This window comes from Clostridium sp. MCC353 (assembly GCF_018785315.1).
In the GTDB taxonomy this organism is placed as follows: domain Bacteria; phylum Bacillota; class Clostridia; order Lachnospirales; family Lachnospiraceae; genus CHH4-2.
Genome location: NZ_WQPN01000127.1, coordinates 42,536 through 55,340 on the forward strand (window position 1 = coordinate 42,536; position 12,805 = coordinate 55,340).

Sequence of the window (12,805 nt, forward strand, 5' to 3'; positions counted from 1 at the left end):
GATTAAAAGCTGACCCAGCATAATAACACCTCCTCATGGTAATATATGCCCGGATCGAAAAATGGATAAAAATACAGATGAAGACAATTAATCGGTCAGAGCTATATTATATTTTAATTTGCGGTAGAACTTCCAGATGATCAGACCCGGCATGCCAAAAAAGAGAAAGAGAGTGGAAAGTCCTCCAATTATTCCATATACAATCATTATAAGCAAAATTCCTATATTCATAGGGGTATACCTCCTTTTTGTTATCATTTCTTTTATGCTTATATTGTAGTCTTATTTGAGCCGTTATGAAAGGGATTGACAGGGTTTGTAACGAGATCTGAACGGTTTATTAACGGATTATTAATATGCCCGGTTTACGGCTTCAGAGGAGGCGGATTCATTGCCGCCTACATAGAAAAAGGCTGCCTGGCGAATACTAAAGTTTGTATGGAGAGTGTTTAAAAAATGCTTTCGTAGATAGGTATGGGCTGTATTGCCGGGCCTGCAGACACCGGCAAGATTTTTTACAACACACTCCGGTAAATGACCGATATTATCTGCCGGTAAGGAGGAGAACGCAATGGACAAGGATAAACAGGAAAAACTGAATCAAAAGAAATCAAATGAATTATTTAACAGCATTACGGAAAAGGTGAAGCCTGAAAATCAGAATCAGACACACAATTCCAGACGGGAAGGCATGGGGCCCAATACAAAAAGAAAACCTGGTTAACGATATGCTGAAAAAGCCAGCTCCTTATTATGCTGAGATGTTTCGGGCAGGAATAGGAGCTGGTTTTTTCGGCATACCGTGATGGGCTGCGGGGATATTTTGTAATGGAGGTTTGCAGTTTAAACAGAGGCCCCGCCGTGATATGAATGAGGGAATTAAATGGACGAATGGAGGATCGAAATAGGAATCTGTCAAAATGCACTAAAATATTTTTGGCCTTTGTATAAATTAGGTATTGCAAAAGCCGTTTAGATGTGCTAATTTATATACATAACAACTTGTATACAGATTATAAAGTTTGTATACAATCAGAACCTTATAATTATTTATTAAGAAAAGGAGAATGAACCATGAATAACATTAACAACTTCTCATTGGACGGCAAAATTGCTTTGATTACAGGCGCATCCTATGGAATCGGTTTTGCAATCGCAAAATCCATGGCTGAGGCAGGAGCGACAATCGTATTTAATGATATTAAACAGGAATTAGTGGACAAGGGAATTGCAGCATATGAAGCAGAGGGCATCAAAGCTCACGGATATGTTTGTGATGTTACGGATGAGGACGCGGTTAACGCGTTAATCGCAAAGATTGAAGAAGAAGTGGGAGTTGTGGATATTCTGGTTAACAATGCCGGCATTATCAAACGTATCCCTATGATCGAAATGTCAGCAAAAGATTTCAGACAGGTGATCGATGTGGACTTAAACGCTCCATTTATCGTTGCCAAAGCAGTGATTCCGAGCATGATCAAAAAAGGAAGCGGAAAGATCATCAACATCTGCTCCATGATGTCTGAATTCGGACGTGAGACAGTTTCTGCATACGCGGCAGCTAAGGGCGGACTGAAGATGTTAACAAGAAACATCGCATCTGAATACGGTGAATACAACATTCAGTGCAACGGCATTGGGCCTGGCTATATCGCAACCCCTCAGACAGCTCCTCTGCGTGAGAAACAGGCAGATGGTTCCAGACATCCATTTGACCAGTTCATCGTTTCCAAAACACCGGCAGGACGTTGGGGAGAGGCTTCCGACTTAGGCGGACCGGCTGTATTCCTGGCATCTGAGGCATCCAACTTCGTAAATGGACAGATCCTGTACGTAGACGGCGGTATTCAGGCTTATATTGGAAAACAGCCACAGTAATTATTTTCAGTCAGGAGGCTGACATGGTGGAGAAAACCTATAGGAACCGCGGGGAGATGGTATTCGACATTCTCAAGCGGGAAATTCTGGATCTGGAATTGAAACCAGGGCAGTCGATCAGTGAAAATGAAATCTGTGCCAGATTTGAGGTGTCAAGGACGCCCGTCAGGGATGCGCTGCAGAGACTTCAGGAACAGGGATTTGTACATACGGTTCCTTATTCAGGCACCTATGTCACACTGCTGAATCTCAATAACATCAGGCAGATGATCTATATGAGGATGGCGGTGGAAAGCATGGTGCTGAGGGATTTCCTTGAGATATCCACACCGATGCTTCTGGAAGATATCAGATATATGATCAGGAAACAGCAGCTTTTGATCGAGCAGCCCGGTTTTGAAGCGGAGCAGTTTTACCGGATGGATGCCCAGATGCATGCCCTTTGGTTTGAAGCGACGAACAAGATGAAAGTCTGGGCTGTGATCCAGGAGCAGCAGCTCCATTACACCAGATTCCGGATGCTGGATTTTGTGACGGAAACGGATTTCACCAGAATTATAAAGGAACATACGGAGCTGTTTGAACTGATCCAGGCGAAGGATATGGAACATCTGGAAAAGGCATTGAGCGCCCATCTTTATTATAGTATGGAGCGGATGAGACATACGATAGAAGTGGATTATAAAGATTATTTTGAACAACAGATATAGAAGAAGAGGACCGGGAAGCAGAAAGGAGAGATCTGCTTCCCGGTTTTTGATAATTTATCGGTTCTTTGTCGGTTATGGCTGCAGATCGTTGGTTACGGGCAGTTATGAGCAGAATACAATGATTTTATGTGGAGTGGTTTGAGGGGGAACACTGCGGGTGGTGGCCTGATAGTAGACCATCAGGATATTTCCTCCCGGATTGCAGGTGAAATATTGTCCGTTAGCAGTCTTAATAACAGTGGAATCGGACAGATTGAGCATTAAGCTATTATCAGAGGCCACCAGGTTATTGTTAAAATAATGCAATGTCACGTTGTCGTTGTCTTTTATGCTTGTGACAGCCAGGGCCTGATATGAAGGCGGATAGATGAGTGGAACCGGCTGATTTGGATCGAAAAAGGCAGCGATGGTCATGCCCAGCTGAAGGGTTTCATTCTCTGCTACATAAGTATCGTTATTCAAAATGATGGAAGCAGGGCCGTATCCTGTGTTTATTGAGATCACCTGTCGGCTGCAGTCATTATCATTGGGTTTTATTTCGTAAATGGTACCGATTATTTTGGAATAAGAGAGTGTGGACATAAAAGATCCTTTTTTATTTAGGATATGCGGGAGTGTGGGGAAGTGTTAAATGAAAAAAGAAAGGCATTGGTCCAGTGAAATGCCGCCAGCAACCGCGTGTTCTCGGGATGGTTTTTTTGTGAGACCGGACACCGGTTATACGGGCAAAACCGCACTCTTTCCAGAACTGGCGGATATAAATAATTATGGAATAATTATTTATGTTAGTATATTAACTGATCGCAGGGTGTTTTGACAAGTGTTTTTTTGTAAAAAATCGTATTTATATGAAAAGGAAATTTTAACAGTTGAGTTTCATCGGATTTTTCAGAAGTTATGCTTTGGTGAAATCGTATGGAATGATACTCTATTCGGCGATTGAATAACCGGCAGGGGAAGAGGTATCTTTTTCCGGCCGGTAGATGCCGTCTCTATCTGCGAAGTAGTAGACATCCCTGTAACGATCTTTAATCCAGGCGTTTTTGGCCATTTTTCCCGTGTTGGATAAATAATACCAGTTCCCATCTGGCTGCTGTATCCACTGGCTGGTTTTCATAGCTCCGGTGGAAGATAAATAGTACCAGTTTCCATCAGAGTTTAAAAACCAGGTATTACAGATCATTTTTCCTGAATTATCAAATACATACCAAATACCCTGGACGTTCAGCCACCCTGTTGCGGCAGATCCCTCCTCTGTGAGATAATACCAGCCGTTGTCTGTCTGAAGCCAGCCTTTGTGCATTTCACCGGATTGGTTTAAGTAATACCACTTATCATTGACCTTTTGCCATCCCTGGGCCATGCCGCCGTCACCGCACAGATAGTACCACTGGTTATTGGAATCCAGATACCAGCCGGTGACCATGGCGCCGGAGCTGTTGAAAACGTACCAGCGGTTATTTATGTATTTCCATTGGTTTTTGACTGTGGAACCGTCGGAAAGCTGGTATTTCCATATCGTACCGGATTTCATCCATTTTTCGCCGGACGGATCTCCGTAAATGGGCCTGCAGAATTTGTGCCCTTCTCTTTTGACCGCGGCCAGGGAGTAGGTTTTTGGGGCGTAACATCCGCCGCCATTTCTGAGTGCGGAACCGGAAGAAGAATTTACGGAAGTATTTGCACCAAAGGTTTTGATTACATCCCCTTTTACATCTAAAACAAACTCTGCGTGGTAAAATCTTGTTCCGTTCCAAAATACCATGATGTCGCCGTATTTAGGGGTGATGAATACCCGGCCTTTTGATTTAAATAGATTGTAGGTGGTTTGACAATTAATCATGTATGATTGCAGGCATAATTTCTGGGCGGTTTCCAGCCCGTAGGCTTTTGTCATGCCCCAGAAAAGGGCGGCGATACAGTAGTAGGAACCCTGGTAATTTGTGAGCCCCAGATCGGCCAGGTCTTTCCAGTATTTGGTCCAGTTGTCGGATCCGTCGTAAGCGCCGGTTTTTTCGTATAGATTTTTGGTGGGACAGTTTTTACTTTTTTCTATGTAGCCGGATTCTGCTAATAATATGTTTTTTAGGTGATCGATATTATACATTTTATCCTCCATGCCGGGGCAGGTTTTGTGTGGGTTTGCGCGGGGAATTTCAGATTCCCAGATGTGGTTAAAAGTTGTGGCTCCGGCGTAAATTTTGGGGTGAAAATAATTCTGGCGACTGATTATTTCATTAGTCTATGGGGGCCGGGGATGAGAAGAGGGCGGAAATGATGGGATGAAATGATAGGATGAAATCATTTCCGCCTGTTTTTGAGATGTTTAGTATAAATAATTTGATTGATTTATTTTGTGATTAAGAAGTGGCATTAAGAATCGATGCGACTTCGGCCCGGATTTTTTCCGGGACTTGTTCTAGGGTTTTGATTCCTTTGCGGATTAAATCTGCGTATACTTTAGCCATGGGTTATGCCTCCATTTTTTCATATAGTTCGGTTAGGGCTAGCTGGGTATTGGTTACTTCTTGTTCAAGGATTTGATTGGCTTCATATTGTTCGGCTAATGCTGTTTGAGTGGATGTTAGCTGGTCTTCCAGTATTAGATTTTTATTTTGTAATAGATTAATTTGTTCATCTTGTGTTGGTATATATTGAGCGGGCAATTCTGTTCCATCTTCCAATTTATTATATAAAGTCCCATTTCTATAAATATCCCCCTCCTGTACAAGATATCTATATTCTAATGCTAATGCATTATTGCCATACACTGTTCTTGCAACAACATTGGCCTCTTCATAATTTAAGAACAGGGCAATATTTTGCACTAATCCTGTTTCATCTATCAATATAAATGGCTTACTTAATTCAACGATCATCGATTACCTCCATCTGTATTTATTCATTAATAAAGTTTTATTAAAACAACTCCTGAACCACCGGCTCCACCAGCGCGATATAAATAATTATATCTTCCCCCATAGCCACCGGCTCCACCACCGCCGCCGCCAGTATTGGCTGAACCAGCGGAACCATTTGTTCCCAAACAACTATAAGGATACTCGTCACTATCACTTACTGTCATGAAACCAGAATCCCCACCACGACCTCCTCCGGGCCCACCATTTCCTCCTCGTGTATCTAATGGTCTATTGACTTCATCATAGGATGAAGAAGGAAACTGATTATCATAGTTATATTTTCCGCTAGCACCACCACCACCACCAGAGGCATATAATGTGCCGGAAGATAACCCAAATGCCCTTGTTGTCGTGCCCTGTCCTTTTCCAGGATTGTAATAATAGGAAGAGCTTGCACCATTCGCGCTTCTTGAGCCAGAGCCTCCATCAGACCCGCCATTTCCTCCAGATTTGCAGTTAACTCTATAGTATCCGGCGGCTCCACCGCCAGAACCGCCGTCACATCCGGCAGCCCCTGAACTAGTATCGGAACAACCGGAAGCATTGCATAAAATGACACCACTTCTGGTTATTGAAGAGTTTCCACCTGCATTTGCTGGTCTGCCGGAATAATTTTTATCACTTGTACCAGAATTGCTTTGAGTTTGAGCGCCGCCGCTTCCGACCAAGACGGATAAGACTTGACCTGACGAGACTGCAATTGTTTTTACAGTGGAAGTATATCCGCCGCCACCACCACCGCCGCCATCAAATTGAGCTATTCCACTTCCACCACCGCCGACACAAAAGATATCCATTGTATTGTAGCCATTTGGAATCGTATAATTTTGTGAAGATGTAAAAGTTTTGTTAAGGATATTACTTGTTGTAACAGTGGCATTGACAGCGCTGCCTGTTAATTCTCCAACGCTGCATGTCACGTAAGGATAAGCGGATAAATAATATTTCGTACATAAATTGGGCAATGTTAAATAAGCAGTGGATGTCCCTCCGCTGGATGTATTATTTCCAGATCCTTTATATATCTGAGTTCCGCTTGTTTTTCCTGGATATCCGCTTGTACTGTAACGGATATAAATTCCACTATAAGGTTTACCGGAAGCCGCCGTTGGATTTTTCCATGTCGCAAGAACTCTGCGGCCGGAATTGGCGGCTACACTAAAAGACAGTAAACTGTTAACTGTCATATTCCCGGTTATTTTACTCCCATTCACCCAAGCCGTTTTCCCACTATAAATATATCCAGCCGTAGCAGTAGCGGAAGTCTGGCTGGCTAAGCTGTTTGCTGTGATTTTTCCGGAACCGTTATGATAGCCATTTGGTATCGTATAACTTCCGCCGGCATTTAATGCCTGGGTTACTGCACCGCGGTTAGGCATGCTGCCTGTCTGAGGCTCATCACTTCCGGAGCCGCCGAATGATTTACCAGTTAAAACGTGTTCAGGAAGCGCATTCAACTCATCAGGGTCAATCCCCCCGCCTCCGCCAAAATTAATTCGTCCGGTTTTAGCCATTTTTCTTCACCACCTTATAAAAATCAACTGTTATTGTTCCAATCGGAACCTTTTTTGCTTTTAACATAAAATTCCCTGGGCCTGAGCTACTCATTACGCGTATTTGGGCCTTGGAGACGGCTGTGTAGCTGTCTGAATTGAAATAAACCTCTACGATATCATCTTCACCAATGGAAGCGTCCTCGTGGGTATACGTAAAATCACTGCTCCAATCGGAGACGGCGATTTCAAATGAATTGGAATAGTATCCGGTCAGCTGGTCTATTTTATTGGCGGAATAGGTATTTGTGATTTTTTCGTCACCGGCCGCATCGTCTTTGATTCCGATTGTGTGCTGGGCCACGCGGTCTATAAATGTCTGTACGTCATTTAAATAAAAACGTTCCATGGAGATAATGGCATCCCTGAGTTTATTCCATTTGTCGGCATTGAATATTGTGTTTACCAGTCCGGGATTATTCTCTAATAAGGTATTGGCGCCGGTTACATCACCGGATTCCCACAGCGTGTTATACTGCTGGGCCACGGTGATTAGGTTAACCGTGATGTCCTGCATTCTTGCCCAGGTGTCTTCTGTATCAGGAAAATTTGTTAATGGAAGATCGTTATATTTTGCCAAGTTAATCACCTCTTTCTATTTTTTGGGTTCCTTCTGTCATAGACAAAAGAAAAACTCTCCAAAAATTTATAGAGAGTTAATGTCATAGTGCCTGATCCTGTGGACCAACTGAAATTTTTAATGATGTATTGGTTGGTTTCCCTGCTATATTTTGGGGTATACCTTATTTTTGTATTGACTTCTAACCAGGGGATAACGATTGTATTTAAGGTTATGGTATCCATCATGGCGGTAGAAGTGTATGCTAAATATTCCGCCTGGTTGTAACAGGCTGCGTCATCACTTAAACTTTCATAATCCACGGCGTTCATGATTTCGTAGCCTAAGTTTTTTACTGAGAAGGGGCATTCATCTGAATTTTCGATGTATTTGCCATAACATTGATACTGGCCGAGGAGGAATAGGGCGGATGTGACCCCGGATTCGCCGGCATTTAACCTGCGGTAGCGGAATACATAAGCAGTATCCGGCAGCAGAGTTCCGGCAGCTAGGGGGCTGCCGTCTCCATCGTAAATGGGGATCGGAGCGTAGTTATTGACGGAGAATTTCGGGGCATCCAAATTTGTAGCATTTATTTTAATGCCAAATTGTGTCAGGTGGTCGATATCATTCCAGGATGAACAGCCGTCTAATGAGATTTGATAGGTGTTATTGGTATAAGTGGAAGTATCCGCATAGCGGTCAGACGCGCTTAATTCCAAAACTTTACCCCATACTTCAACAACGTTATAGATATTGTCAAATGAAGTGCTTGCGCTTTCATCCAGTACGATATGCTCCATGACAGAATCGTCCAACAGGACGGGATCAGAGGCACAGTTGGGGATTTCCCGCCATATGAAGGTGCCGTCTGCGTCAAAGAAGAATTCCCATGAATCGTACAATTCACAGATTTTAGTCCAGATTTCGCAGTAAGTAACGCCGGTATTAAACTCCAAATCATATGGAACTTCTTTTCCTATGTCTTCTACAATGTACCGTTCAATATTTGCGTCATCCAGCAGAGCTATGACGGACTGGCGTATATCCTGGCCGGCGGGAATTTTTAATCCCTGGGCTATATTGTTGGATTCTGAGTTGGCGGAACCATAGCCGCCAAGCTGTCCATTTAAGGTGCCGTCATATTCGGCCATTAAATCGGCACAGGTGAGAGAGAGGGTGCGTTCATTTTGGGAGTATTTGTAGTTCATTGAAACGTAGACAAATGTACCGATTCTGTACCAGATGATTTCATTTTGACGCAGTGATTTTATCCCATAATATACCTGCAGCCGTTTATCCAGCCAGATTTTTTTATCCTTTCCTATGATGAAGCTGGAATTGGTGAGAACCAGATCGCAGGTATAGGACCTTCTCTGTACGGAATCATTATTTACGCTGAAGCTGTCATTGATGATGGAACCTTCAAGGGAATCGAGGACTTTAAACTGTTTGTTCAGCAGTTCGACCCGGATGTATACTTCGTGGGTTCCCTGCCGCAATAAATCAAGATCACTTTGTTTTACATCATACATAATTTTTACCTACCTATCCAGATCCGTATCTATCAAATCATTATCGTATAAATCGCCAACCTCGTAAGCGTCACCGCATTCGGTCCAACTGAATTTGGATTTTACATAATAAAAACCGCCGGTGTCTCCATAGACATATTGGCGGTCTGATTCGCTTATGCTTCCGGTTACATTGACCAGCAGCAATTTGCCTTCGCTGTCCTTTAAAATTTTAGGTTTTCCGTTGATCAGCATCTCATAAATGATGTTCCGGTAATGAAAGGCATGATCGGTATCTGCAAAATCCTGATCGAACTGGAGAAACAGGCACTCCATTTCCCCGGATTTATAACCGCTGCTGCCATTGATGACTGTGACGGGGTATTTTCGTCCGAATGGTTTGACCTGGCTGGTTTCATAGTTAATGGTTTGAGTGTAAGACGCATCCAAAATCAGCGGGTAGGATCTGTCTTTTTCACATAAAAAGAAATTGTCGAAACTGGATTCCACCTTGCTGACGATGTAACTGTTTTCACCGCCGGAAATGACAGGGACGTAGGCGTATTCCACAGTTCCTATGGGTTCAAAGTAATCGATCAGTTCGACGGAGAGATCATCATTTTTCTCTATTTTACGCTCAAAAATAGTTTTGAATTTATTGTCTTTGGCTGTACGTTTCTTGATTCTGATGGAATCTACAATGGATTCGGTGAAGTTAACATTACCGCCATACAGGGTGTCATTGAAGATCGCATGAAAACGGGTGTCAAATGTCCATTCTGTGGGGATTGTACCGTCAAAATCGGTTATTTCTATTAGTTTTACCGCTGCATAGATTTCGTCAAAGACCGCATTCTGTATTACTAATTTCTCAACTGTATTGGGATTGGCGGCATGGGAAATAAGAGTATCGTTACTGGATGCAAAAATGTGTCCGCAAAACATTGGATCACCTCCTTTCTGGTGCTGTTATTTTGGTATGATAACAGCTTTTGTATCAAAATATGGGCCTTTTCTGGTTATACAATAGCTGATACATTCCGAATCTGTCGGAATGCTGAAATAGTTGCTGTATAAAGTGTAATTCACGCCCGATGAATTGGCAGTCAGTTCTATTACGCCCTTCTTGCCATTGGAATCATCAAAGATTCCTTCTCTATAAGAGCAGCTGATCTGCATTGTATCATCAGCATCCTTTAAGAGAAGAAGCTGCTGGTTTACTGCAGGTTCATAAAATTTAAATACATGGCTGAAATCACCGGTGATCTGATAGCCGATGTCGAACTGAACAGAATTGTCTCTCAGATCGGCGTATCTGCCGTCAATGAATACCACATCTTTATCAGGTATTCCTTCTGTAGAGATCAGATTGCTGCGCAGTTCAATCGCTCCAATATCGGGGTGATTGTTGGTTTCCAGAACCGCGAAGGGCTGCAGGTTTTCATAAGCAACGGTAAATAAGATTTCAGGCGTTTCTAAGCGCATACCCTGGACAGTTGTACCGGTTGCTTTGATATAGTATTGGTTGGCATTTTCGAGAGAGGATATTATGTAAGATAAATCTCCGCTTGTGAAGTCCTGCGGCGGGTATACGGTTCCGGAAGTCTGCAGGGCTACTTTTTGATAGGAATATAAAGTTATGGTATAGGACTGCAGGAGTTCATTTTCTGTTTGGCTGTAGTGAAGGGCAGTTTCATACACGGAGGTCCTGATTACATCGTTAGGCTGGATTGACAGTTGGAACGTTGGGGCGGAGTAGCTGTAGAACAGGACTGCATCCGAAGTATCTGATTCGAGATCATTCATGTCAAATACAGTGATGTAGCAGGTGTAACAAGCGCCGTTTACCAGGCCGCTTTCAGTGGGTAAATGATACTCTGGCCTCATGGTTTCCGTGATTTCGTTGTATATGATTGTTCCAGATGTTTTTTCTTTGATGATACACCTGGATTTAAAGAACCGGTTTCCGTTCCAGGTGAAATTGATTTTTGTGCCCAGAGAGGAATCAAAAGGTTCTATTGGGTGGATGATTGGTTTTATGGGGGTCACCTCTTTCTGTAAATTGTTCTGTTTTTATTTGAGAAATGATATTTATAAAGCGTGTAAAGGTTGTGGAAAATCAATTCTAATCCTTTAGGCTACACGTTTCCACATATAGCAGGTAATATATGGCTGAACGATTGATTGAGAAGACGATAGCTGGGCATTTGTACCGGGACCCGTAACGCCTGTGTTGCCATGATTATGAGCCTGGTTACCACCGATATACTGGGTTTCCCAAATAGTGCCCTTTTTCCATTCCATAAACCAGCCGGAATTGTATAAGGAGCTAAAACCTGAAACGCCTGCGTCGAACTGATTGGTTGCGCTATTGCCGTTATTCACAACAATTGCCCCATTTGCTAACCAATGGTTGTGGGATGGTATCTGGTTAATGTTTAAAGTACAGTTATTTGTACTGTGTGTATGGTTATTAACGGCATGGCTGTGGCTTAGATTAACGATTTTTGTTCCGCCTTGTTTTTCTGGTAAGGAGAAATCAGGATCATTTTCGTTGACGCCTGTCGGTATCCGGCCATTTCCCCAGCGCTCCCATGAGCCTCCAATGAAGGTGCTTGGATTTACATTGTTTACGCTGAGGTATATTGATCCTATGGGATAATATTTTGACAGATCGTTTTTTAGGGACAATAGTTCATTGTTTAGGTAATGAAAGCATTTTTTGATAGTTGAAAACAGGGTGGATATAAGGGAAGAACTGATGAGTTGGCTTTGTAGCGTGTCGAATGACGGGATATCATCGGTAGCTGCCAGATCATCGAATGTGACTGTGTAATTGGACAAATCATTTTTGAGTTTGTCGGTTGCTATATTTCCGGCAACTTTTTTCTGGCCTTTGTATAGAGACATGTATATCACCTCCTTTTGAAATCGAATGTGATTATGATAGTTTTCTTGCAGACAGCAATATATGATTCGCATTAAAAGCGATAGCACCCCAAGTATGGATATAAAATCTTTCTGCAATTGTGGCCATAACCACCATATCTAAAGAAGCTGAATAGATATTACTATCTGCAGCAGTTACAGATTGACGGCCTAATTCTTCACTTCCCTTTAATAATTTAAGAGTGACACGATTATTTGTACCTGCTATGTTGATTTGTGCATGAATGCTGTAAACCCCAGGTGGTAAATCTATATATGCGCTGTTGGTCCATGAATTGGTTATGGAAGGATTTGTAACTGTTCCATAATATGGTATGCCAGAAGATGCAGAATCTATTTTATATAATAAAAAAGAATCTATTTCTTGTTCAGTATAATATCTTTCGTCATGAGTGTGTGAAATGTTTGCTTTATTATCTAGCCGTTGATTTAGAGTATTTGCAGTGTATTCTAAGGCATCGTTTAATAATTTTATTTTATTATTAAGAAAAGAAAGACCATTTTTAAATAAAGAAATTAGTGATGAGAGTTTAGAATTACTGGTTATTAAATTCTGTATGGTATCAAATAACTCTATTTCTTCTATAACACTATCATTAAATGTGACTGTATAATTCGCTAAATCACTTCTAATTTTCTCATTTGACGTATTTCCAGCTACTTTTTTTCTGCCTTTATATAGAGATATGTTTATCACCTCACTTTAGAAGTTGGAATAGTA

16 protein-coding genes are annotated in these 12,805 nt (G+C 42.1%); 4 read left to right on the forward strand and 12 right to left on the reverse strand.

Going from position 1 to position 12,805, the window contains the following annotated elements:
• Positions 1-87: 87 nt before the first annotated feature.
• Positions 88-231: a hypothetical protein gene (locus GPL15_RS20285; RefSeq protein WP_215700491.1), complete on the reverse strand. Its 144-nt coding sequence runs from the start codon at positions 229-231 to the stop codon at positions 88-90.
• 340 nt (positions 232-571) lie between these two features.
• Here GPL15_RS20285 and GPL15_RS20290 point away from each other — a divergent pair, with 340 nt between their 5' ends.
• From GPL15_RS20290 to GPL15_RS20300, 3 genes are all read left to right on the forward strand, one after another.
• Positions 572-724: a hypothetical protein gene (locus GPL15_RS20290; protein ID WP_215700492.1), complete on the forward strand. Its 153-nt coding sequence runs from the start codon at positions 572-574 to the stop codon at positions 722-724.
• A 350-nt stretch (positions 725-1,074) separates the two neighbouring features.
• Positions 1,075-1,878 (forward strand): gluconate 5-dehydrogenase, encoded by an 804-nt coding sequence (locus GPL15_RS20295; protein WP_215700493.1) that lies wholly within the window; start codon positions 1,075-1,077, stop codon positions 1,876-1,878.
• A 23-nt stretch (positions 1,879-1,901) separates the two neighbouring features.
• A complete protein-coding gene (locus GPL15_RS20300) occupies positions 1,902-2,588 on the forward strand; it encodes a GntR family transcriptional regulator (RefSeq protein WP_215700494.1) in 687 nt (228 codons plus the stop codon).
• Positions 2,589-2,690: 102 nt separating this feature from the next.
• Here GPL15_RS20300 and GPL15_RS20305 read toward each other — a convergent pair whose 3' ends face one another.
• The gene (locus GPL15_RS20305) at positions 2,691-3,170 is read right to left on the reverse strand and encodes a hypothetical protein (RefSeq protein ID WP_215700495.1); all 480 of its coding nucleotides are present in this window, start codon (positions 3,168-3,170) and stop codon (positions 2,691-2,693) included.
• 49 nt (positions 3,171-3,219) lie between these two features.
• Between GPL15_RS20305 and GPL15_RS20310 the strand changes: the two genes are divergently transcribed.
• Positions 3,220-3,405 carry a hypothetical protein gene (locus tag GPL15_RS20310; protein ID WP_215700496.1) on the forward strand — a complete coding sequence of 62 codons (186 nt, stop codon included), beginning with the start codon at positions 3,220-3,222 and terminating at the stop codon, positions 3,403-3,405.
• Between the two features lie 111 nt (positions 3,406-3,516).
• Here GPL15_RS20310 and GPL15_RS20315 read toward each other — a convergent pair whose 3' ends face one another.
• The 10 genes from GPL15_RS20315 to GPL15_RS20355 form a co-directional block, all read right to left on the reverse strand.
• A complete protein-coding gene (locus tag GPL15_RS20315) occupies positions 3,517-4,695 on the reverse strand; it encodes a hypothetical protein (protein ID WP_215700497.1) in 1,179 nt (392 codons plus the stop codon).
• A 253-nt stretch (positions 4,696-4,948) separates the two neighbouring features.
• Positions 4,949-5,056, reverse strand: a complete 108-nt coding sequence (locus GPL15_RS27600) for a CD1375 family protein (protein ID WP_252198528.1) — start codon at positions 5,054-5,056, stop codon at positions 4,949-4,951.
• Positions 5,057-5,059: 3 nt separating this feature from the next.
• Positions 5,060-5,467 (reverse strand): hypothetical protein, encoded by a 408-nt coding sequence (locus tag GPL15_RS20320; protein WP_215700498.1) that lies wholly within the window; start codon positions 5,465-5,467, stop codon positions 5,060-5,062.
• Between the two features lie 26 nt (positions 5,468-5,493).
• Positions 5,494-7,023 (reverse strand): glycine-rich domain-containing protein, encoded by a 1,530-nt coding sequence (locus tag GPL15_RS20325; protein ID WP_252198529.1) that lies wholly within the window; start codon positions 7,021-7,023, stop codon positions 5,494-5,496.
• Entirely contained in the window at positions 7,016-7,642 is a 627-nt protein-coding gene (locus tag GPL15_RS20330; protein WP_215700499.1) for a hypothetical protein, read from the reverse strand. The genes GPL15_RS20325 and GPL15_RS20330 overlap by 8 nt, the downstream gene beginning before the upstream one ends.
• A 5-nt stretch (positions 7,643-7,647) precedes the next feature.
• Complete coding sequence (locus GPL15_RS20335) at positions 7,648-9,156, reverse strand: DUF5048 domain-containing protein (RefSeq protein WP_215700500.1); 1,509 nt, start codon at positions 9,154-9,156, stop codon at positions 7,648-7,650.
• Between the two features lie 9 nt (positions 9,157-9,165).
• Entirely contained in the window at positions 9,166-10,080 is a 915-nt protein-coding gene (locus tag GPL15_RS20340) for a hypothetical protein (protein WP_215700501.1), read from the reverse strand.
• A gap of 24 nt (positions 10,081-10,104) precedes the next feature.
• On the reverse strand, positions 10,105-11,022 hold the full coding sequence (locus tag GPL15_RS20345; RefSeq protein ID WP_215700502.1) for a hypothetical protein: 918 nt from the start codon (positions 11,020-11,022) through the stop codon (positions 10,105-10,107).
• Between the two features lie 246 nt (positions 11,023-11,268).
• A complete protein-coding gene (locus GPL15_RS20350) occupies positions 11,269-12,045 on the reverse strand; it encodes a hypothetical protein (protein ID WP_215700503.1) in 777 nt (258 codons plus the stop codon).
• Positions 12,046-12,076: 31 nt separating this feature from the next.
• Positions 12,077-12,781 (reverse strand): hypothetical protein, encoded by a 705-nt coding sequence (locus tag GPL15_RS20355; RefSeq protein WP_215700504.1) that lies wholly within the window; start codon positions 12,779-12,781, stop codon positions 12,077-12,079.
• Between the last annotated feature and the right edge of the window lie 24 nt (positions 12,782-12,805).

Excerpts from the sequence above, each read along its gene's own strand:
- GPL15_RS20285 (WP_215700491.1), bottom strand. The coding sequence starts at position 231 with ATGAATATAGGAATTTTGCTTATAATGATTGTATATGGAATAATTGGA.
- GPL15_RS20290 (WP_215700492.1), top strand. The coding sequence starts at position 572 with ATGGACAAGGATAAACAGGAAAAACTGAATCAAAAGAAATCAAATGAA.
- GPL15_RS20295 (WP_215700493.1), top strand. The coding sequence starts at position 1,075 with ATGAATAACATTAACAACTTCTCATTGGACGGCAAAATTGCTTTGATT.
- GPL15_RS20300 (WP_215700494.1), top strand. The coding sequence starts at position 1,902 with ATGGTGGAGAAAACCTATAGGAACCGCGGGGAGATGGTATTCGACATT.
- GPL15_RS20305 (WP_215700495.1), bottom strand. The coding sequence starts at position 3,170 with ATGTCCACACTCTCTTATTCCAAAATAATCGGTACCATTTACGAAATA.
- GPL15_RS20310 (WP_215700496.1), top strand. The coding sequence starts at position 3,220 with ATGAAAAAAGAAAGGCATTGGTCCAGTGAAATGCCGCCAGCAACCGCG.
- GPL15_RS20315 (WP_215700497.1), bottom strand. The coding sequence starts at position 4,695 with ATGTATAATATCGATCACCTAAAAAACATATTATTAGCAGAATCCGGC.
- GPL15_RS27600 (WP_252198528.1), bottom strand. The coding sequence starts at position 5,056 with ATGGCTAAAGTATACGCAGATTTAATCCGCAAAGGAATCAAAACCCTA.
- GPL15_RS20320 (WP_215700498.1), bottom strand. The coding sequence starts at position 5,467 with ATGATCGTTGAATTAAGTAAGCCATTTATATTGATAGATGAAACAGGA.
- GPL15_RS20325 (WP_252198529.1), bottom strand. The coding sequence starts at position 7,023 with ATGGCTAAAACCGGACGAATTAATTTTGGCGGAGGCGGGGGGATTGAC.
- GPL15_RS20335 (WP_215700500.1), bottom strand. The coding sequence starts at position 9,156 with ATGTATGATGTAAAACAAAGTGATCTTGATTTATTGCGGCAGGGAACC.
- GPL15_RS20340 (WP_215700501.1), bottom strand. The coding sequence starts at position 10,080 with ATGTTTTGCGGACACATTTTTGCATCCAGTAACGATACTCTTATTTCC.
- GPL15_RS20345 (WP_215700502.1), bottom strand. The coding sequence starts at position 11,022 with ATGAGGCCAGAGTATCATTTACCCACTGAAAGCGGCCTGGTAAACGGC.
- GPL15_RS20350 (WP_215700503.1), bottom strand. The coding sequence starts at position 12,045 with ATGTCTCTATACAAAGGCCAGAAAAAAGTTGCCGGAAATATAGCAACC.